Annotated in this window: 16 protein-coding genes and 2 CRISPR repeat arrays; of the genes, 13 read left to right on the plus strand and 3 right to left on the minus strand. The window is 69.0% G+C overall.

The window, feature by feature from the left end:
- Nucleotides 1-115: 115 nt before the first annotated feature.
- The 9 genes from ACAV_RS19180 to ACAV_RS19220 all read left to right on the plus strand — a co-directional run bounded on the left by ACAV_RS19180 (nt 116) and on the right by ACAV_RS19220 (nt 14,620).
- On the plus strand, nt 116-2,623 hold the full coding sequence (locus tag ACAV_RS19180; protein ID WP_013596235.1) for a CRISPR-associated endonuclease Cas3'': 2,508 nt from the start codon (nt 116-118) through the stop codon (nt 2,621-2,623).
- Nucleotides 2,624-2,671: 48 nt separating this feature from the next.
- Nucleotides 2,672-3,346 carry a type I-C CRISPR-associated protein Cas5c gene (cas5c, locus tag ACAV_RS19185; protein ID WP_013596236.1) on the plus strand — a complete coding sequence of 225 codons (675 nt, stop codon included), beginning with the start codon at nt 2,672-2,674 and terminating at the stop codon, nt 3,344-3,346.
- Nucleotides 3,343-5,184, plus strand: coding sequence for a type I-C CRISPR-associated protein Cas8c/Csd1 (gene cas8c, locus ACAV_RS19190; protein ID WP_013596237.1), 1,842 nt, complete (start codon nt 3,343-3,345; stop codon nt 5,182-5,184). The genes cas5c and cas8c overlap by 4 nt, the downstream gene beginning before the upstream one ends.
- Entirely contained in the window at nt 5,181-6,074 is an 894-nt protein-coding gene (gene cas7c / locus ACAV_RS19195; RefSeq protein WP_013596238.1) for a type I-C CRISPR-associated protein Cas7/Csd2, read from the plus strand. Before cas8c ends, cas7c begins: the two co-directional genes overlap by 4 nt.
- Before the next feature lie 30 nt (nt 6,075-6,104).
- The gene (gene cas4 / locus ACAV_RS19200; RefSeq protein WP_013596239.1) at nt 6,105-6,797 is read left to right on the plus strand and encodes a CRISPR-associated protein Cas4; all 693 of its coding nucleotides are present in this window, start codon (nt 6,105-6,107) and stop codon (nt 6,795-6,797) included.
- Nucleotides 6,782-7,822, plus strand: a complete 1,041-nt coding sequence (cas1c, locus tag ACAV_RS19205; RefSeq protein ID WP_013596240.1) for a type I-C CRISPR-associated endonuclease Cas1c — start codon at nt 6,782-6,784, stop codon at nt 7,820-7,822. Before cas4 ends, cas1c begins: the two co-directional genes overlap by 16 nt.
- A gap of 52 nt (nt 7,823-7,874) precedes the next feature.
- On the plus strand, nt 7,875-8,165 hold the full coding sequence (gene cas2, locus ACAV_RS19210) for a CRISPR-associated endonuclease Cas2 (RefSeq protein WP_013596241.1): 291 nt from the start codon (nt 7,875-7,877) through the stop codon (nt 8,163-8,165).
- Nucleotides 8,166-8,386: 221 nt separating this feature from the next.
- Nucleotides 8,387-10,683: a CRISPR direct-repeat array (repeat unit 32 nt; unit sequence GTCGCGCCCCGCGTGGGCGCGTGGGTTGAAAC).
- 110 nt (nt 10,684-10,793) lie between these two features.
- Nucleotides 10,794-11,827: a CRISPR direct-repeat array (repeat unit 32 nt; unit sequence GTCGCGCCCCGCGTGGGCGCGTGGGTTGAAAC).
- 106 nt (nt 11,828-11,933) lie between these two features.
- Entirely contained in the window at nt 11,934-12,419 is a 486-nt protein-coding gene (locus ACAV_RS19215) for a DUF4174 domain-containing protein (protein ID WP_013596242.1), read from the plus strand.
- Between the two features lie 107 nt (nt 12,420-12,526).
- On the plus strand, nt 12,527-14,620 hold the full coding sequence (locus ACAV_RS19220; protein ID WP_013596243.1) for a TonB-dependent siderophore receptor: 2,094 nt from the start codon (nt 12,527-12,529) through the stop codon (nt 14,618-14,620).
- A 32-nt stretch (nt 14,621-14,652) separates the two neighbouring features.
- On the opposite strand, the gene ACAV_RS19225 is transcribed toward ACAV_RS19220, so the two are convergent.
- The gene (locus ACAV_RS19225) at nt 14,653-15,150 is read right to left on the minus strand and encodes a CZB domain-containing protein (protein ID WP_013596244.1); all 498 of its coding nucleotides are present in this window, start codon (nt 15,148-15,150) and stop codon (nt 14,653-14,655) included.
- Between the two features lie 212 nt (nt 15,151-15,362).
- On the opposite strand from ACAV_RS19225, the gene ACAV_RS19230 reads away from it, so the two are divergent.
- From ACAV_RS19230 to ACAV_RS19245, 4 genes are all read left to right on the plus strand, one after another.
- Nucleotides 15,363-16,355 carry an LLM class flavin-dependent oxidoreductase gene (locus ACAV_RS19230; RefSeq protein WP_041828823.1) on the plus strand — a complete coding sequence of 331 codons (993 nt, stop codon included), beginning with the start codon at nt 15,363-15,365 and terminating at the stop codon, nt 16,353-16,355.
- Nucleotides 16,356-16,461: 106 nt separating this feature from the next.
- Nucleotides 16,462-17,697: a type II secretion system inner membrane protein GspF gene (gspF, locus tag ACAV_RS19235; protein ID WP_013596246.1), complete on the plus strand. Its 1,236-nt coding sequence runs from the start codon at nt 16,462-16,464 to the stop codon at nt 17,695-17,697.
- Nucleotides 17,698-17,704: 7 nt separating this feature from the next.
- Nucleotides 17,705-18,646 carry a 5'-nucleotidase gene (locus ACAV_RS19240; RefSeq protein ID WP_013596247.1) on the plus strand — a complete coding sequence of 314 codons (942 nt, stop codon included), beginning with the start codon at nt 17,705-17,707 and terminating at the stop codon, nt 18,644-18,646.
- A complete protein-coding gene (locus tag ACAV_RS19245) occupies nt 18,643-19,107 on the plus strand; it encodes an EF-hand domain-containing protein (RefSeq protein ID WP_013596248.1) in 465 nt (154 codons plus the stop codon). The genes ACAV_RS19240 and ACAV_RS19245 overlap by 4 nt, the downstream gene beginning before the upstream one ends.
- A 26-nt stretch (nt 19,108-19,133) precedes the next feature.
- Here the strand turns inward: ACAV_RS19245 and ACAV_RS19250 are convergent, their stop codons facing one another.
- A complete protein-coding gene (locus ACAV_RS19250) occupies nt 19,134-19,571 on the minus strand; it encodes a hypothetical protein (protein WP_013596249.1) in 438 nt (145 codons plus the stop codon).
- Between the two features lie 161 nt (nt 19,572-19,732).
- Complete coding sequence (locus tag ACAV_RS19255) at nt 19,733-20,218, minus strand: cyanophycin metabolism-associated DUF1854 family protein (protein WP_128099380.1); 486 nt, start codon at nt 20,216-20,218, stop codon at nt 19,733-19,735.
- Nucleotides 20,219-20,244 lie beyond the last annotated feature (26 nt).

Consider the following 20,244-nt stretch of genomic DNA (forward strand, 5'->3'; position numbering starts at 1 on the left):
ATAGGCCGCGTTTTCTGCCTTTTCCCCTGTTGCGGAGAAGCGGAATGAACGCAACGTTATGGTCTTCATAAACGGTTGCAACAACCTCGCCCACCGGCCTGCCAGGCAGGCCAGCATGACCTGCGTCAGGGAAATCCCGCAGGAGCACAGGCTGCGGATGACAGGCACTCATCCGTTGCGCACAATGGCCGCAGAAGCTCCGCACCCGGCATGGCCGGGCAGAACGGAGCCCCGACAAGCCATTGAGAGGGAACTCCTGTTGAAAGACGACACGCAGGGGAGCGGCCATGCCTCCGCTCCTGCCGACGACGCCGCTGCGCCCCACGCTCCGCCGGGCGCGCCATCCACCACCCCCGCGTTCCACGCCCATTCCGTCGAAGGCCAGCCGGAAAGCCGCTGGCAGACGCTGCCCGAGCACCTGCACGCCGTGGGCCGCATGGCCGGTGACTTCGCCGCCGTGTTCAATGCGCAGGAGCTTGCCCAGGTCATGGGCTGGCTGCACGACCTGGGCAAGTACACCCTGCCCTTCCAGGCGCGGCTGCGCGGCAGCCCCCTGCGCGTGGACCATTCCACCTGGGGCGCACGCATCGCCCAGCAGCGCCTGGGCGTGATGGGGCAGCTGATGGCCTATGGCATCGCGGGCCACCACGCGGGCCTGGCCAACGGACAGGGCGAGGGGGAGCGCACGGCGCTGTCGGACCGGATCGCGTCCACCGACCTGCCCGCGCTGCACCCCGCCTGGGAAAAAGACATCCCCCTGCCCGCCCGGCTGGCGCTCCCCGCCGGCCTCAAGCTCTATGGACAGGACCGGCAGCAGGCCCTGGCGCGGCAACCCTTCCAGATGGCGTTCCTGGCGCGCATGCTGTTTTCCTGCCTGGTGGATGCGGACTTCATCGACACCGAGCGCTTCTATCTCCAGGCCCGGGGCGGACCGGACCACCGCTCCGCCGGCCCGGCCTGGCCGGCCCTGCCCGCATTGCGCGCCCAGCTCGACACCTACCTGCGCACGCTCACGGCGGAATGCGATCCGGCCCGCGAGGTCAACCGCCTGCGGGCGGACATCCTGCGCCAGGTCCGCGAGCGCGCCGAGTGCGCCCCGGGGCTGTTCTCGCTGACCGTGCCCACGGGCGGCGGCAAGACGCTGGCCTCGCTGGCTTTCGCACTGGACCACGCCATCCGCCACGGGCTGCAGCGCGTGATCTTCGTCATTCCCTTCACCAGCATCGTCGAGCAGAACGCCGCCGTGTTCCGCAAGGCCCTGGGCCCGCTGGGCGATGCCGCCGTGCTGGAGCACCACAGCGCCTTCACCGAGCGCCAGCCACCGCGCGACGACCCGGAGAAATACCAATCCGCCGAGAAACTGCGCCTGGCCATGGAGAACTGGGACGCGCCCATCGTCGTCACCACGGCCGTGCAGTTCTTCGAAAGCCTCTTCGCCGCGCGGCCCTCGCAGTGCCGCAAGCTGCACCACATCGCCGGCAGCGTGGTGGTGCTGGACGAGGCGCAGACCATGCCGCTCAAGCTGCTCAAGCCCTGCGTCGCCACCATCGACGAACTGGCGCGCAACTACCGCACCAGCGTCGTGCTCTGCACCGCGACGCAGCCCGTGCTGGAGGCGCCCGCGTTCGACGGCGGACTGACGGGCGTGCGCGAACTGGCGCCCGAGCCCACGCGGCTGTTCCAGCAACTGGAGCGGGTGCGGGTGCGCCACGTGGGCACGCTGGACGACGCGGCCCTGGCCGGCCACATGCGGGCGCGCGAACAGGTGCTGTGCATCGTCAACAACCGCCGCCATGCACGGGCCGTGTACGAGGCCATGGCCGACCTGCCCGGCGCACGGCACCTGACCACGCTGATGTGCGCGAAGCACCGCAGCGAGGTGCTGGACGAAGTGCGGCAGATGCTGAAGGCCGGGCAGCCCTGCCGCGTCGTCAGCACCAGCCTGATCGAGGCCGGCGTGGATGTCGATTTCCCCACGGTGCTGCGCGCCGAGGCCGGCCTGGATTCCATTGCACAGGCAGCGGGCCGTTGCAACCGCGAGGGCCTCAGGAACATCGATGCCAGCGAGGTGCTGGTGTTCGCCAACGCCAACGAGGAGTGGGCACCGCCCCCCGAATTGAAGCAGTACGCCCAGGCCGCCCGCGAGGTACTGCGCCAGTGCGCGGACGACCCGCTGTCGCCCGAAGCCATCGCCCGCTATTTCGCGCTGCTTTACTGGCAAAAGGGCAGCGACCAGCTCGACGTGCCCGACCTCATGGGCCTGCTCAAGACCCGCCGGCCTGACAGCCTGCCGATGGAAACCCTGGCGACGAAATTCCGCATGATCGACAGCGTGCAGATGCCGGTGATCGTGCCGTACGACGACGCGGCCCGGGAAGCGCTGGAGCAGCTGCGGTTTGCCGAAGGCAGCGTGGGGCTGGCGCGCAAGCTGCAGCCCTATGTGGTGCAGTTGCCGCGGCAGGGGTTCGATGCGCTGTACCAGGCGGGAGCGATCGCGCCGGTACGGCCGGATAGATGGGGAGAGCAGTTCATGCAACTGGTGCATCCGGACATCTACAGCCAGCGCTCCGGATTGCGCTGGGACGATCCCACCTTCATCCGCAGCGAACGCCTCCACTGGTGAGTCTGCCGTGGGGCAGAAGATGAACACAAGCCGATACAGGGAGGGGCCATGGCCTATGGAGTGAGATTACGCATCTGGGGTGAGCGCGCCTGTTTCACGCGCCCGGAAATGAAAGTGGAAAGGGTCTCGTACGACACGCTGACCCCTTCCGCCGCTCGTGGCATCCTCGAAGCAATCCACTGGAAGCCTGCCATCCGCTGGAGCATCGACCGCATCCACGTGCTCAACCCGATCCGCTTCGAGTCCATCCGACGCAACGAAGTGGGCGGCAAGATCTCGCCGGCCAGCGTGACCAAGGCCATGAAGGCCGGTACGCCCGACGGCTTGGCGACCTATGTCGATGAAGACCGGCAGCAGCGGGCCGCGACCATCCTGCGCGACGTGGCCTACGTGATCGAGGCGCACTTCGACCTGACAGCCAAGGCCGGCCCCGACGATTCGGTGGGCAAGCACCTGGACATCTTCAACCGCCGTGCGCGCAAGGGGCAATGCTTCCAGCAGCCCTGCATGGGCGTGCGGGAGTTTCCGGCCAGCTTCGAACTGCTGGAGGATGGCGCTCCGATCCCGCCCGTGCATGAAAGCCTGATCGCGCCGCGCGACCTGGGCTGGACGCTGCACGACATCGACTTCGACCGCGGCATGGCGCCGCGCTTCTTCCGGGCGCAGATGGTGGGCGGCGTGATCGAGGTGCCGCCCTGGCAGAGCGAAGGGGTGAAGTCATGATCCTGCAGGCACTGGCCACCTACTACCAGCGCCTGCTGGCGCGTGGCGAAAAAGGGCTCTCCCCTTTTGGCTACAGCCCCGAGAAGATCAGCTACGAAATCCTGCTGGCGCCGGATGGCCGCGTGGTGCAGGTGAACGACATCCGCGACCCGTCGGGCAAGAAGCCCGTGCCGCGCGTGATGAACGTGCCACAGCCGGAAAAGCGCACGGTGGGCATCAAGTCCAACTTCCTCTGGGACAAGACCAGCTATGTGCTGGGCGTCAGCGCCACCAGCAAGCGTGCGGACAAGGAACATGAAGCCTTCAAGGCGCTGCACCAGCAAAGCTTGGCGGGCACGGACGACGCAGGACTCAAAGCGCTCAGCGCCTTTCTTTCCGGTTGGAACCCTGATCACTTTCGGACCGAGCCATTCAAGGAAGAGATGCTGGACGCGAATGTCGTCTTCCGGCTGGATGGCGAAGCGGCCCACCTGCATGAACGCCCCGCAGCGCAGGCCGCACGCGCACGGCTGCTGTCGGTTGACGACGACAGTGCATCCACGCTGGCGCATTGCCTCGTGACCGGCGAACGCATGCCCGTGGCGCGGTTGCATCCGGCGATCAAGGGAGTGAACGGTGCGCAAAGCTCGGGCGCTTCGCTCGTGTCGTTCAACCTCGAGTCCTTCACGTCCTATGGAAAAAGCCAGGGAGAGAACGCCCCTATCTCCGAACAGGCGGCGTTCGCATACACCACGGTGCTCAACCACCTCCTGCGCCGCGGTGAGCACAACCGCCAACGGCTCCAGGTGGGTGACGCCACAGTGGTGTTCTGGGCCGAGGCCGCCAGCGAGGACGCGGCGCAGGCCGCCGAACTCCTTCTGGCCAGCACCTGGGAATTGGACGAATCACCCACGGACGCCCAGGATTCCGGGGCGCTGCGCATCGCACTCGAAAAACTAGTCCAGGGCCGGCCACTGACGGAGATCGATCCGCGCCTCAGCGAAACCACGCGCATCTACGTGCTGGGCCTCGCACCCAATGCGTCGCGCCTCTCCATCCGATTCTGGACGGTGAACACGCTGGGGGCGCTGGCGCAGAACGTGGCATGGCATGCACGCGACCTGAGCATCAAGCCTGCACGATGGAAAGTCATGCCATCGCTGTGGCGCCTGGTGCTGGCTACGGCCCCTTCGCGGGAAGGCCGCGCCAAAGCCGAAGACGTGCCACCGCAACTGGCCGGCGAACTGATGCGCTCCATCCTGCAGGGCCACCGCTATCCCGGCAGCCTGCTGGCCAATACGCTGATGCGCATGCGCACCGATGGCGATCTTTCGGACGTGCGTGTGGCGATCTGCAAGGCCGTCCTGGCGCGTACCCGGCGTCTTGCCGCAAGCAACGCAACGAACAACGACACAGAGGAGGTTCCCGTGAGTCTCGATACCGCATCCCTCAATCCCGGCTACCGGCTCGGGCGCCTTTTCGCCGTGCTGGAGGCCGTGCAGCGCAGCGCGCTCGGCGGCCAGGTCAACGCCACCATCCGCGACCGCTACTACGGCGCTGCGTCGGCCACGCCCGCGTCCGTGTTCCCGGTGCTGCTGCGCAACACGCAGAACCACCTGGGCAAGCTGCGCAAGGAGAAGCCGGGCCTGGCCGTCAACCTGGAAAAGGACATCCGCGAGATCGTCGATGGATTGCCGGAGCATTTCCCCCGCAGCCTGCGCATCGAAGACCAGGGCCGCTTCGCCATCGGCTACTACCACCAGTCGCAAACCCGGTTCGTGAAGGGCGACGGCAGCGCCGCACAGGACAGCAACGACCACGATTCCAACGCAGACACCACCGAGGGAGCCCCCGCATGACCGCCATCGCCCACCGCTACGAGTTCGTCTACCTGTTCGACATCACCAATGGCAATCCCAACGGTGACCCGGACGCGGGCAACCTGCCGCGACTGGACCCGGAAACCAACCGCGGGCTGGTGACGGATGTGTGCCTCAAGCGCAAGATCCGCAACTTCGTGACCCTGGACAAGGAAGACACGCCCGGCCACGCCATCTACATGCAGGAGAAGGCCGTGCTGAACCAGCAGCACCAAAAGGCCTGGGAAGCGCTCGGCATTCCGCCCGACGCCAAGGAGCAGTTCAAGAAACTGCCCAAGGAAGAAGCCAAGGCGCGCGAGATCACGGCCTGGATGTGCGCCAACTTCTTCGACGTCCGCACCTTCGGCGCAGTCATGACCACGGGCGTGAACGCCGGCCAGGTGCGCGGCCCCGTGCAGATGGCCTTCGCCACCTCCATCGACCCGGTGGTGCCGCTGGAAATCTCCATCACCCGCATGGCCGTCACCACCGAGAAAGAGGCCGAAGCGCAAAGCGGAGACAACCGCACCATGGGCCGCAAGCACATCATTCCCTACGGCCTCTATCGCGCGCACGGCTTCGTCTCCGCCAAACTGGCCGAGCGCACGGGGTTTTCCGATGCCGACCTGGAGTTGTTCTGGCGCGCACTCATCAACATGTTCGAGCACGACCGCTCCGCCGCACGCGGCGAGATGGCGGCACGCAAGCTCATCGTCTTCGAGCACGAAAGCGCCATGGGCAACGCCCCGGCGCACGTGCTGTTCGATGCGGTGAAGGTCGCGCGCGCCCGGCCCGATGCCGACGCCGCCCCACGGCGCTTTGCCGATTACCGGGTGGAGGTGGACCACGCCGCAGTGCCCCAGGGCGTCACCGTCCGCGAGCTGATCTGAGGCCACGGAGCGGCGGCAGAGGCAGCAGCGATGGAATCGGACGAATTCATCCCGCTGTCCGCCCTGCAGCACTACCTGTACTGCCCGCGCCAGTGCGCGCTGATCCACGTCGAGCAGCTCTGGGCGGAAAGCCGCCACACCGCGGAAGGCCGGCTGCTGCACGAGCAGGCAGACAAGCCGCGCGGCGAACGCCGCCGCGGCGTGCGCACCGCCACCGCCCTGCCCCTGGTGCATGCCGGGCTGCACATCAGCGGCATTGCCGACGTAGTGGAGTTCCATGAAACGCCCCACGGCGAGCAGGCTTTCCCCGTGGAATACAAGCGCGGCCGGCCCAAAGCCCACCGGGCCGACGAGGTGCAGCTGTGCGCCCAGGCGCTGTGCCTGGAAGACATGCTGGACCAGGCCGTGCCGCACGGCGCGCTGTTCTACGGCGCCACCCGCCGCCGCACCGACGTGGCCTTCGACGCCGAACTGCGCCGCCTGACGCAAGACACCATCGCGGCCACGCGGGCCATGCTGGATGCCGGCATCACCCCGACGGCCGACTACAGCCCCCGGCGTTGCGACGCCTGCTCGCTCATCGACCTGTGCGGCCCCCGGCTGCTGCAGCGCCGCACCAGCGTCAATGCCTGGCTGGCGCGCCAGTTGAAGGTCGATCGCGACGAAGGCATCAACGACGACCACGAAGACGGCGGAGGGGCCCAAGCATGCGGCGGCAACTGAACACGCTCTACGTCACCACCGAAGGCGCATGGCTGCACAAGGACGGCGCCAACATCGTGATGGAGGTGGAGCAGCAGGTGCGCGCCCGCCTGCCCGTCCACATGCTGGAAAGCCTGGTGTGCTTCGGCCGCGTGCTGGTGTCGCCGCCCCTGCTGGGCTACTGTGCGGAGCAGGGCATCACCACCTGCTTTCTGACGCCGAACGGCAAGTTCCTGGCCCGTGTGGAAGGCCCCATCTCCGGCAACGTGCTGCTGCGTCGGCAGCAGTACCGCGCCAGCGACGACCCGGCCCGGTGCTCCGCCATCGTCTGCAACCTGCTGCAGGGCAAGCTGCACAACCAGCGCGCCGTGCTGGGGCGGGCACTGCGCGACCACGGCGGCAAGCTGGCGGGCGAACACGAGGCCGCGCTGCAGCACGCCCACACCCGCCTGGAGCGCATCGCGCGGCAGCTGTCGCCCGAGCAACCGGTGGACCTGCTGCGCGGCTACGAAGGCGAGGCGGCGCAGTCGTATTTCAGCGTGTTCGACCACCTGGTGCGCGTGCAGGAGCCGGCCATGCGCTTCACGGGCCGCAGCCGCAGGCCGCCGATGGATGCCGTCAACGCACTGCTGTCGTTCCTGTACACCCTGGTCACCCACGACTGCCGCTCCGCGCTGGAAAGCGTGGGGCTGGACCCCGCCGTCGGCTTCCTGCACCGCGACCGCCCGGGCCGGCCCAGCCTGGCGCTGGACCTGCTGGAGGAGTTCCGCCCGCTGATGGCCCACCGCCTGGCCCTGTCGCTCATCAACCTGCGGCAGATCGGCGAGCGCGACTTCCAGACCCTGGACAACGGCGCCGTGCTGCTGCGCGAGGAATCGCGCAAGACCGTGCTCACCGCCTACCAGGAGCGCAAGCGCGAAGAACTGCGCCATGTCTTCCTGGAAGAGAAGGCGGCCATCGGCCTGTTCCCTTTCATCCAGGCCCAGTTGCTGGCCCGGCACCTGCGCGGTGACCTAGACGCCTATCCGCCCTTCCTGTGGAAATGACAGCCATGCGCTCCGCAGCCCGCCACCACGCACCATCAGGACACCTCGCACCATGATGGTCCTCGTCAGCTACGATGTCCGCTCCCAGGACAAGGCCGGCGCCCGCCGGCTGCGCCACATCGCCAAGGCCTGCCTGGATTTTGGCCAGCGCGTGCAGTTCTCGGTGTTCGAGATCGAAGTGGATGCCGCCCAGTGGACCGCCCTGAAGGCCCGGCTGCAGCAGACCATCGACCCCGCGCAGGACAGCCTGCGGTTCTACTACCTGGGCAATGACTGGCAGCGCAAGGTGGAGCACGTGGGCGCCAAGCCGGTACTGGATTTGAACGGGCCGCTGGTGCTGTAGCGCCTCTCGTTCCCCCTCCTCTTCATTCCTGCAACCATCCGGCGCGAACCGGAAGCGACTGCCTGCGCCCAGGGGAGGTTCGCAGCGTGGCAAGTGATTGATGTGCAAGGGGATTGTGGGACCGTGAGCGGCTTTGCCCGGCGAAAGCCCTGCTCTATGGGCAGGTTCGCGCGCGTTGGCGGAAAAGTGGAGGAATGGCGCGGGGTTATAAAGACGCCGTCGTCGCGCCCCGCGTGGGCGCGTGGGTTGAAACGAGCAGTGTTTGTCGCTTGCCAAATCGGCCCTTGAGTCGCGCCCCGCGTGGGCGCGTGGGTTGAAACCTCACCAGTTGCCCGAGCTGGCGGGCCATGCGGCGTCGCGCCCCGCGTGGGCGCGTGGGTTGAAACGATACGCTCTTGATCGCCAGCGAAATGCAGTAGCCGTCGCGCCCCGCGTGGGCGCGTGGGTTGAAACGCCCAGTGGCGCAGGCGTCCCCATCCTCGGCAAGGGTCGCGCCCCGCGTGGGCGCGTGGGTTGAAACGCCCAGTGGCGCAGGCGTCCCCATCCTCGGCAAGGGTCGCGCCCCGCGTGGGCGCGTGGGTTGAAACGCGCCGAACCTGCCGCAGTTCGAAAAGACGTGCGGTCGCGCCCCGCGTGGGCGCGTGGGTTGAAACCGTGGCGATGTCCATATGCCCGTCGCCGCCTCCCAGTCGCGCCCCGCGTGGGCGCGTGGGTTGAAACCTGCGCGCTGTGATGAACGACAGCGGCACCGAGGGTCGCGCCCCGCGTGGGCGCGTGGGTTGAAACCGTGGTGGTGCCGTGCGCAGAGCTGGCGCCGGCCGTGTCGCGCCCCGCGTGGGCGCGTGGGTTGAAACCACCAGCTTCCGGTACTGCGCCCGCGCGTCGGTAGGTCGCGCCCCGCGTGGGCGCGTGGGTTGAAACTTGCTGATTCCGTCCGCATCCAACCCGGCGAAGCTGTCGCGCCCCGCGTGGGCGCGTGGGTTGAAACTGGAGATCGTCCACGCGTCCCTTGATCTCGCGCAGTCGCGCCCCGCGTGGGCGCGTGGGTTGAAACATTCCGTCGTTGAGCTTGAGCACGCCGGCCAGCGGTCGCGCCCCGCGTGGGCGCGTGGGTTGAAACAATCCACTGAAAGCAACCCATGACCTTTGAAATCGTCGCGCCCCGCGTGGGCGCGTGGGTTGAAACCCAGACCCGCGCAGTGACCCATCCGTCTTCGCTGGTCGCGCCCCGCGTGGGCGCGTGGGTTGAAACGACGTGGCGCAGCCGCGCCCAGTGGAGGGAGCGCAGGTCGCGCCCCGCGTGGGCGCGTGGGTTGAAACGGCAGGAGGTGGCGGCGCTGCGCGCTGCCGGGGAGGGTCGCGCCCCGCGTGGGCGCGTGGGTTGAAACGCTTCGATCTTGGCCAGAAGCTGCTGCGCCTGCTGGGTCGCGCCCCGCGTGGGCGCGTGGGTTGAAACGCGCCTTCATTGACCTGGACAACCCCGACCTGCCCGTCGCGCCCCGCGTGGGCGCGTGGGTTGAAACCGTCACGGTGCCGCACCGCCCAGGCCCGTGCGGCCCGTCGCGCCCCGCGTGGGCGCGTGGGTTGAAACGATGCCGTGTACCTCATGGCGCTGAATCCGGAGGCCGTCGCGCCCCGCGTGGGCGCGTGGGTTGAAACCATTCCACGATGGGCCGAAACTGCCAGTACCCGGGTCGCGCCCCGCGTGGGCGCGTGGGTTGAAACTTGGTCTGCCGGCCGCCGTCCTCGCGCCCCACCAGGTCGCGCCCCGCGTGGGCGCGTGGGTTGAAACACCATTGGCGCGTCATGGGCCGGTGCTGCAAAAGGTCGCGCCCCGCGTGGGCGCGTGGGTTGAAACTGGTCATCACCATCACCGCCGCCCTGGGCCTGCGTCGCGCCCCGCGTGGGCGCGTGGGTTGAAACTCCTTATACGAGGCGGTTAATCTTCGGAATGCGAGTCGCGCCCCGCGTGGGCGCGTGGGTTGAAACATCCACGACCACCAGCCCAGCGCCCCAGGCGTGTGTCGCGCCCCGCGTGGGCGCGTGGGTTGAAACACCTGATCGCGAGTGGGCGCTGCGAAGAAATACCGGTCGCGCCCCGCGTGGGCGCGTGGGTTGAAACCAGATCCGTGCGGTGATCCATCCGTCCTCACTGGTCGCGCTCCGCGTGGGCGCGTGGGTTGAAACTTCCTGGAGCGCTTCCTGCGCGAGGAAAAGCTGCGTCGCGCCCCGCGTGGGCGCGTGGGTTGAAACGTTCTCCTCGGCCCCGCGGGCCATGGTTTGCTCTGTCGCGCCCCGCGTGGGCGCGTGGGTTGAAACCTCCACAAGGGGGGAACGTGTAGAGACTCGACGGTCGCGCCCCGCGTGGGCGCGTGGGTTGAAACCCGTTGACGACGAGCGAGTACCGGACCTGGCGGTAGTCGCGCCCCGCGTGGGCGCGTGGGTTGAAACATTTTTGCACCTTGAATTGCCGGGGTACGCCGGCGTCGCGCCCCGCGTGGGCGCGTGGGTTGAAACCCGATGGGATCCGCCTGCAACCCAAGCGCCATGACCGTCGCGCCCCGCGTGGGCGCGTGGGCGCGTGGGTTGAAACCGTACCTAAAGGTACGGAGCCTGGCAACCCCCCGCGTCGCGCCCCGCGTGGGCGCGTGGGTTGAAACATCGCCAGGATGGCGGCCACCACTGCCGGCATGCTGGTCGCGCCCCGCGTGGGCGCGTGGGTTGAAACATGGTGTGGGGCTGGTCGCTGATGCAGTCCCAAGGGGTCGCGCCCCGCGTGGGCGCGTGGGTTGAAACAATTCCGAGGCCTATGCCTACGGGTCGAGCATGCCGTCGCGCCCCGCGTGGGCGCGTGGGTTGAAACGCCCCCGACATCGGCCCCGCGCACAAGGACGACTAGTCGCGCCCCGCGTGGGCGCGTGGGTTGAAACCCCAGCCACTGCCAGCAACCTGAAACGGCCGCCGCGTCGCGCCCCGCGTGGGCGCGTGGGTTGAAACCGTGACATCGGGCTGCGACGCAGCCGCGAAAGCCGGTCGCGCCCCGCGTGGGCGCGTGGGTTGAAACGCTTCGGCCGTCAAGCGCGTCACCTCGATCTGGAGTCGCGCCCCGCGTGGGCGCGTGGGTTGAAACCAGCTCGAAGGTTTGGAAGCGCCCGTAGCGAAGGGTCGCGCCCCGCGTGGGCGCGTGGGTTGAAACCGCCGTGCGGACGGGAAGCCCTGGGGCTTGGCTGGGTCGCGCCCCGCGTGGGCGCGTGGGTTGAAACTCGGCCATGATGGACGCGATCGCTCTCGGCGGTGTGTCGCGCCCCGCGTGGGCGCGTGGGTTGAAACAACTACTGGCGCACGGCCTCTACCGAGCTAGTAGGTCGCGCCCCGCGTGGGCGCGTGGGTTGAAACCTCGCTTGGCGCCGGTGGCTTGCTCGATGGCCTCGTCGCGCCCCGCGTGGGCGCGTGGGTTGAAACGACATCGAGGCCAAGGTCGGCGACAAGGCCAAGGCGTCGCGCCCCGCGTGGGCGCGTGGATTGAAACTCTTTCGGCGTCCTGCTCAGAGCTGCCTTCCACCGGTCGCGCCCCGCGTGGGCGCATGGGTTGAAACTTTCTTTTGGCTGCCTTGGCCGGCCTCGGGCAGAGTCGCGCCCCGCGTGGGCGCCTGGATTGAAACTCGACATCAGCGGCACAGGAGTTGGAAACCCATACTGGAATCCCACGCTCCCGCCTATCGCCTCAGTCCGACATCCACCCAGCCCTCCTCCGCTGACACTGCCCCCATGCCACTGCACCGCCGCACCCTCTACCGCGCTGCCGTCCTCGCCCTGGGCTTGGCAGCCACGCTCCGCACCGCCTGGGCCAGCGGCAGCGGCAGCCAGAACGACAATCCAGAGGGCAACGCCAACCCCCTCATCGCCGAGCGCTGGCAAACCCGCCCCGTCGTGGTGGTCGTCCCTCAGGAAAACGTCCCCCTCCTCGCCAAGGTGCGCGCCGCCCTGCAGGAACCGGCCCTGCGCGAAGGTTTCCGCGAGCGCGACATGGTGCTGTTCACCGTGGTGGCCGGCCAGGGGCGCCGCAATGGGCAGGCGCTGGGGGCCGCGCGCACTGCGGCGCTGCTGAAGGCGCTGGACCTGGACGCGATGGGGCCGGCCACGTTCATCCTCGTGGGCAAGGATGGCGGCGTGAAGATGAAGGAAGGCCCGGAGGTGGATCTGCAGGCCGTCTTCGCGGAGATCGACCGCATGCCGATGCGCCAGCGGCGCTGAACAGTGGCGGCGTGCAGGCCGAGGAATTCATCAGGGCAGGAATCAGATTTACACAAATGAGAATTGTTATCATATGTATCTTCTAATTTCTGCCATAGCGATTTTTCATGAAGTTCCTGCCGTCTTCGCTGGCCGCCGCGGCCATGCTCGCCTGCGCGCCCACCCTCCACGCCCAGGGCACTGACAAGGGGTCTTCCGACAAGCCGCTCGACACGTTGACCGTCCGCGACGAGCGGTCCAACGGCTTCGTTCCCAACACCGTGGAGGCAGGCACGTTCCGCGGGGCGTCCATCATGGATGTGCCGGCCACGGTGAACGTGATCACGCGCGAGGTGCTGGACCGGCAGGCGGCCGGCGGACTGTACGACGCGGTGCGCAACACCGCGGGCGTGACGCGCCAGCAGAACGGCGGCGACAGTTGGGACCAGTTGGTGATCCGCGGCATCACGGTGGAGAACCGCACCAACTACCGGCTGAACGGCTCGCTGCCGATCATGAATTTCTCGCAGGTGCCGATGGAGGACAAGGAGCGGGTGGAAGTGCTCAAGGGCACGTCGGCCATCTACTACGGCTTCACCGCGCCGTCGGGGGTGGTGAATTTCGTGACCAAGCGCGCGGGCGCCACGCCCGTGGCGACGCTCGGCACGGTGTTCGACAACTACGGCACGGTGCTGGGCACGGCGGACGTGGGCCGCCGGTTCGGCGATGCGCAGCAATACGGCCTGCGCATCAATGCCGCCGGGGGCACGCTGGGCAACTCCATGCGCGGCGCCGACGACGGCAGCCGGCGCTTCCTGTCGGCGGCGTTCGACTGGCGCGTGGACAGCCGCCTGTCGCTGCGGGCCGACTTCGAATACGACCGCAGGAAGCTCGTGGAGCAGGCGGGCATCGCGCTGCCCGCGGCCGTCAACGGCCGGATCACGCTGCCGCGCGTGCCGGATGCCCGTGCCCTCATCGCGCCCAACATGGCGGTGTTCGATGCCGAGACGACGAATGCCCAGGTGCGCGCGGACTATTCGCTGGGCGACGACTGGGCGCTGACGCTGGAAGCCGGCCGCTCCAGAACGGACCGTGACCGCCGCCTGTCGATCTTCACGCTGAACAACGCCGCCACCGGCGCCGGCACGATCCGCGGCAACATGCAGCGCCAGGTGGTGGAGTCCGACATGCTGCGGGCCGAGGCGTTCGGCACCTTCAGCGTCGCCGGCTACCGGAACGAACTCACGCTGGGCGCCGCGCGGACGAACAAGACGCAGGACCCGATCTACCAGCGCAACTACAGCGCCACGCAGAATCTCTACGACCCGGTCCCGATCACCAGCGTGACCTACGGCGCGGCACCTTCGTCGCCGACCACGGCCGGCTACGAAACGGAGGAAAAGGGCATCTATGCAGTGGACCGCATCGAGCTGTCGCCGCGCTGGCAGGTGATCGCCGGCGTGCGCTACACCGACTACGGCAGCAACCAGGGCGCGCTCAACTATGCGGCCACCAAGACCAGCCCGATGGCGGCGGTGATCCACAAGTTCAGTCCGGATCTCTCGGTGTACGGCTCGTATTCGCAGGGGCTGGAGGAAGGCGAGACGGCGCCCACCGGCTCGGCCAACGTGGGCACCCGCCTGCCCCCCGGCGTGAGCAAGCAGAAGGAACTGGGCCTGCGATGGAGCGTCGGCGGGACGCTGCTGTCCACCGCGGTGTTCGACATCGACCGCCCGGGCTACTACACCAATACCGGCAACCTCTTCACCGCGGACGGCCGGCAGAGGTACCAGGGCATCGAAGCCTCCGCGCAGGGCCGGCTGACGCGCCAGCTCGCGTGGCAGGTCTCGGCGCAGCTGATCGACGCGAAGTTCGAGGACATCGGCCCGGCCTACGACGGCAAGCTGCCGGAGAACACCGCCAGGAAGACGGCCAGCGCCTTCCTGTCCTACGACATCGCCGCGGTGCCCGGCCTGAACGTGAACGGGGGCGCGTACTTCACGGGCCGCCGCCCGGTCAACGACCTGAACCAGGCCTTCCTGGGCGGCTACACGATCTATTCCGCCGGCGTGGGCTACGCCACCTCGCTGCTCGGCAAGCGCACGCTGCTGCAGCTGAACGTGGAGAACGCGGGGGGCAAGCAGTACTGGGCCGCGGCCGGCACCCGCCTGGCCACCGGCGCGCCGCGCACGGTCAAGGCCACCGTCAAGGTGGACCTGTGAGCAGGCACCGCCTGGCGCCCCTCCGCTAGCCGCTAGCGCGCCGCCCGGGCCAGGCCCCGCTTCAGTTCCTGCAGCAGCATCACCACCTGCCGCGAGGCATGGTGGCAGCTCTTGAAGGCCTGCCGGGCCTGGCGCTCGTCGCCGGCTTCGGCGTGCAGCACCACGTCGGCGGCCTGCTGGTGGAAGTAGCGGTGGCGGCGGGCCATCATGTCGAAGGCCGGGAAATGCCCCAGGGCGATGCGGCCGGGGCCGCGCAGCCACTGGCCGAGTTCGGAGCGGGTGTCGTCGCGGATGGCCTCGGGGCGCAGGCGTTCGTCGCGCGCGCCGCGCAGCAGCACCTGCTCCAGCCAGGGCACCCAGCGCTCCTGGGCCGCGATGGCGGCGTCGATGTCGATCTCGGCCAGCAGCTTGGCGGCCTCGTCGCCCATCAGCACCAGTTCGCTGGCCTGGCTGTCGGGCAGCGAGGTCCAGTCATCGGGCACGGGACGGCCGTCGGCGCGGGGCGGGAACAGTCGGCTGAAGAATCCCATGGTGGCGCGTATTTTAATTGAAGTAATCGATTTGTTACAAACGATAGATTCAATCAATTTTCAGATTCCTGCCTCCTGGTTGCCCGCATGGCCACAGCGGTTTTGGGGGCCGCCGCACAATGGTCCGCATGACGACCACGACGCTTTCGACCCCTTCCTCCACGGCCCCGTCTTCCGCCGCTCCCGGGGGCGGCCATCGCCCCGCACTCTCGATGCTGGACCTGGTGGCGGTGCGCGAGGGCGGCAGCGTGGCCGATGCGCTGGCCCTGGCGCTGCGCACCGCGCAGCATGCGGAGTCGCTGGGTTTCCGGCGCTACTGGCTGGCGGAGCACCACAACATGCCGGGCATCGCCAGTTCCGCCACGGCCGTGCTGGTGGGCCACATCGCGGGCGGCACACGCTCGATCCGCGTGGGCTCGGGCGGCATCATGCTGCCCAACCATGCGCCGCTGGTGGTGGCCGAGGCCTTCGGCACGCTGGCCGAGCTGTACCCCGGCCGCATCGACCTGGGCCTGGGCCGCGCGCCCGGCACCGACGGGCCGACGATGCGCGCGCTGCGCCGCGACCGCGTCGAGACCGAAGAAGACTTCCCGCGCGACGTGGCCGAGCTGCAGCGCCTGCTGGCCCCCGCCCAGCCGGGCCAGCGCATCACGGCCGTGCCCGGGGCGGGCACCGAGGTGCCCATCTGGCTGCTGGGCTCCAGCCTGTTCTCAGCGCAGCTCGCGGCCGAGCGGGGGCTGCCGTACGCCTTCGCCTCGCATTTCGCGCCACGGCTGCTGCACCAGGCGCTGGACCTGTACCGCCGGCTGTTCCGCCCCTCCGCCACGCTGCAGAAGCCTTACGTGGCGATCGGCGTGCCGGTGATCGCGGCCGATACCGACGAAGAGGCCGATTACCTCGCCAGCAGCACCTACCAGCGGGTGCTGGGCATCCTGACCGGCCGGCGCGGCCTGCTGCAGCCGCCGGTGCGGGATTACGCGGCCCAGTTGTCGCCGCAGGAGCGCGCGGCGATCGGCGACTTCCTGGCGGCGGGCGTGGTCGGCGGGCCGGCGACGGTGCGGGCCGGCCTGCGGGCGCTGGCCGAGGCCACGCGCGCCGACGAGTTCATGCTGGTGAGCGATGTGTACGACCCGGCGCTGCGGCTGCGCTCGCTGGAGATCACCGCGCAGGCGAACGCCGCGGTGGAGGCCGCGCACACGGCCTGACACACCGGGGCGCGGGCCTGTCGCCGGCAGCGGCTACCATCTCCGTCCGTCGCGCCGCTGGCGCACCGCTTCCGGTCCGACCGCCCTCCCCGAATTTCCTGTCCGCATGCCCGCGTTTTCTTTCGAAGCCCTCGATGCCCAGGGGCAGACCCGCAAAGGCACCCTCGAAGCCGACAACGCCAAGGCGGCACGCAGCCTGCTGCGCGCCCAGGCCCTGGTGCCGCTGGCCGTGGAGGCACTCGCCACCGGCCAGGGCGCAGGCGGGGACGGCAGCGTCTCGCTCGGGCAGCGGCTGTTCACGCGGCCGGTATTCGGCGCCACGGGCCTGGCGGTATGGACGCGCCAGCTCGCAGGGCTCGTGTCTTCGGGGCTGCCGCTGGAGCGGGCGCTCACGGCGCTGGCCGACGAGTCGGACGACGACCGGCAGCGCCACCTGGTGGCCACGCTGCGGGCCGAGGTGAATGCCGGCTCCACCTTCGCGCGGGCGCTCACGGCGCACCCGCGGGAATTCTCTTCCATCTATTGCGCGGTGATCGGCGCCGGCGAATCCAGCGGCCACCTGGGCCTGGTGCTGGAGCGCCTGGCGGACGACCTCGAGGAGCGGCAGGCGCTCAAGGCCAAGCTCATCGGCGCCTCCCTCTACCCGGCGATCGTGACGGTGATCGCCATCGTGATCGTGCTGTTCCTCGTGGGCTACGTCGTGCCGCAGGTGGCCGCGGTGTTCGCGGGCAGCAAGCGCGCCCTGCCCTTCCTCACGGTGGCGATGATGGCCCTCTCCGACGCGGTGCGCAGCTACGGCTGGGCAGCCCTGGGGGTGCTGATGGTGCTGGCGCTGGCCGCCCGCTCCGCGCTGGCGCAGCCCCGCGTGCGCGAACGCTTCGATGCCGCTTGGCTGGGCCTGCCGGTAGTGGGCCGGCTCTCGCGCGGCTACAACGCGGCGCGCTTCACGGGCACGCTGTCGATGCTGGCCGGCGCGGGCGTGCCCATCCTGAAGGCCCTGCAGGCCGCCGCCGAGACACTGGGCAACACCGCCATGCGCGCGGACGCGCTCGATGCACTGGTGCTGGTGCGCGAGGGCGCGCCCCTGGCCTCCGCGCTGGCGCAGAAAAAACGGTTCCCCGGCCTGGTGTCGATGTTCGCCCGGCTGGGCGAGCAGACGGGGCAGTTGCCGCTGATGCTGCAGCGCGCGGCCGCGCAGCTGTCGGCCGAGGTGCAGCGCCGCGCGATGCAGCTGGCCACCATCCTGGAGCCCCTGCTCATCGTGGCGATGGGCGTGATCGTGATGCTCATCGTGCTGGCGGTGCTCATGCCCATCATCCAGCTCAACCAGTTCGTGAAATAGCCCCGCCATGGCCCTGACACTGGACGACAAGCTCGTCGTCGCCATTTCTTCCCGCGCGCTGTTCGATTTCGAGGAAGAGAACCGCCTGTTCGAGGCCGGCGACGAGGCCGCCTACATGCGCCGCCAGCTGGAGCTGGTGCAGCAGCCCGCGCGCGCGGGCATCGCCTTCCCGCTGGTGCGCAAGCTGCTCGGCTTCAACACCGCCCAGGCGCAGCGCGTGGAGGTGGTGGTGCTGTCGCGCAACGACCCGGCCAGCGGCATGCGCGTGTTCGCCTCGGCGCACGCCTCGGGCATGCACATCGAGCGCGGGGTGTTCACGCGCGGGCGCGACCCGTTCGCCTACCTGCGGCCGCTGGGCGCGCACCTGTTCCTCTCGGCCAACGAGAAGGACGTGCAGCAGGCGCTGAACATGGGCTTCCCCGCGGCACGCGTGATGACCGACTCCACGCCCGCGGGTGACCGCTACCCGCACGAGGTGCGCATCGCCTTCGACGGCGACGCGGTGCTGTTCTCCGACGAGGCCGAGCGCATCTACCAGCAGGGCGGCCTGCCGGCCTTCCACGAGCACGAGGTGAGCAAGGCGGCGCTGCCGCTGGCCGGCGGCCCGTTCAAGCCACTGCTGGCCGCGCTGCACCAGCTGCAGCAGCAGGCCGATGCCTCGGAGACCATGCGCATCCGCACCGCGCTGGTGACGGCGCGCAGCGCACCGGCCCACGAGCGCGCCGTGCGCACGCTGCTGGACTGGGGCATCACCGTGGACGAGGCGATGTTCCTGGGCGGGCTGGAAAAAGGCCCCTTCCTGCGGGAATTCGAGCCGGACTTCTTCTTCGACGACCAGCGCAGCCACGTGGCCTCCGCGGCGCGGCACGTGCCGGCCGGGCACGTGAGCGCCGGCATCACCAACCTCGTGCGCGAGGAACCTCGGGCGGATGCCGTGCTCCCACCATGATGCGACTCCGAAACCGACTGCACCATCCCCTGGCCGCCCTGGCGCTGGGCGTGGCGGCGACCCTCGCCGCCGCTCCCGCCTCCGCCGCCGACGCACCATCGAAGGCCACCGCCAAGGCCCCGCACGCATCCGCCGCAGCGGCCGAACCGGCCCAGTCCACGGCCAGCCAGCCGCTCAGCAAGGGCGAAATCAAGGCGATCCGCGAGTTCCACATGCTGGATTTCAACGGCGATGGTAAGCTCAGCCGCAAGGAGGTGGCGATCATTCCCCGCCTGGCAGCCGCCTTCGACGATGCCGACACCAACCACGACGGCTACGTGACCCTGGACGAGGTGCGCGCCTATACGGTGAAGTACCGCGCGGAGCGCGACCGGGCGAAGGCCGCCGCGGCTGCGGCAACTGCCGCATCTGCCACCGGTTCACCGGCTCCGGCGGCGTCCGCGCCTGCGGCCCGGAAGTAGGCCTGCCAGCACCGCCGCCCCCCGGATCAGGAATTGCCCGTGCGCTTGACCTTGGGGTCGGCGTAGGTCAGCGGCTGGTTCTTGGCCTCCTGGGACAGGCGGTCCTGCAGGCTGCCCTTGTTCAGTTCCTGCGCCATTTCCACGGCCGAGCCGCTCGCGCGCCACATCGACTGGATGAACTCCAGCAACTGCTTGTAGATGGGCTCGGGCGGCGGGTCCTTGGCCTTCTCGGCCTCTTCCTTCTCTTTCTTCTTGACCTCGGTCCAGTCGCGGTTGGACGGGTCCTTGTCCGAAGGCTTGTCGGGCTCGCGGATGGAGGTGCCCTCGCCCAGGCGGTCGGTGGACTCCACCGGGGTCACGCCATTGACGGGCCTGACCGGCACCGCGCCCGAAGCGCCGGTGGAATACAAATCAGCGCCCTGAGGACGCCAGAGCGGCGATCGATCGACAGGTGGCATTTGCATGGCAGGCTTCCGTTGGTTGGCGAGAAACGTCCGGGGGGAGCTAACCCCGTCTCGTACATCCATAACGGCAAAAAAAAGGGGGGATTAAGGCCTTTTTTCACCTTTCGGCGTAATTTAAGGGTTTTCCCCTAGTTTTGCCACCTGCCAGCGGCCTCCACCGGCTACAGGAAGCGTTCCAGCAGGCGCCGCGAAGCCTTGTCCAGCGCGGCCACGTCGGGCACGCGGAACTGCACGCCGTCGGCCGCGGCGATCAGCAGCGCGTTGCGGCTGCCCAGGCGCCGGATGTCTTCCTCGCCCTTCAGGATCAGTTGGGCCCTGCCCCGGTCGGTTTCCACATCCCAGGTGCTCGGGGTGGAAAAGCTCGAGACGGCCGTGATCCGCGTGATAGTGGGCATGAACTCACGTACCGCCAGCTCTTCCTCGATGAGGCCGCGGGCGGCCGCATCCACGCGGTCGAGCCGGTCGATCCAGAGGGCCTCGTGGCCGTCCTGGCCCACCAGCGACAGGCCCTCGTCCGGCGCGGCGATGGGGAAGGCCCGCACCGGAGTGACGGCCTCGTGCACAGTGCCGTCGGCCAGCGTGAGCACCAGCCGGCCATGGGCGTCGCGCTGCAGGCCGAAGGCGGGTAAAGCGTGGGAAGCGTTCATCGTGGCGGAACTGGGAGATGGGTGGG

It is taken from the genome of Paracidovorax avenae ATCC 19860, from assembly GCF_000176855.2.
Taxonomy (GTDB): Bacteria; Pseudomonadota; Gammaproteobacteria; order Burkholderiales; family Burkholderiaceae_C; genus Paracidovorax; species Paracidovorax avenae.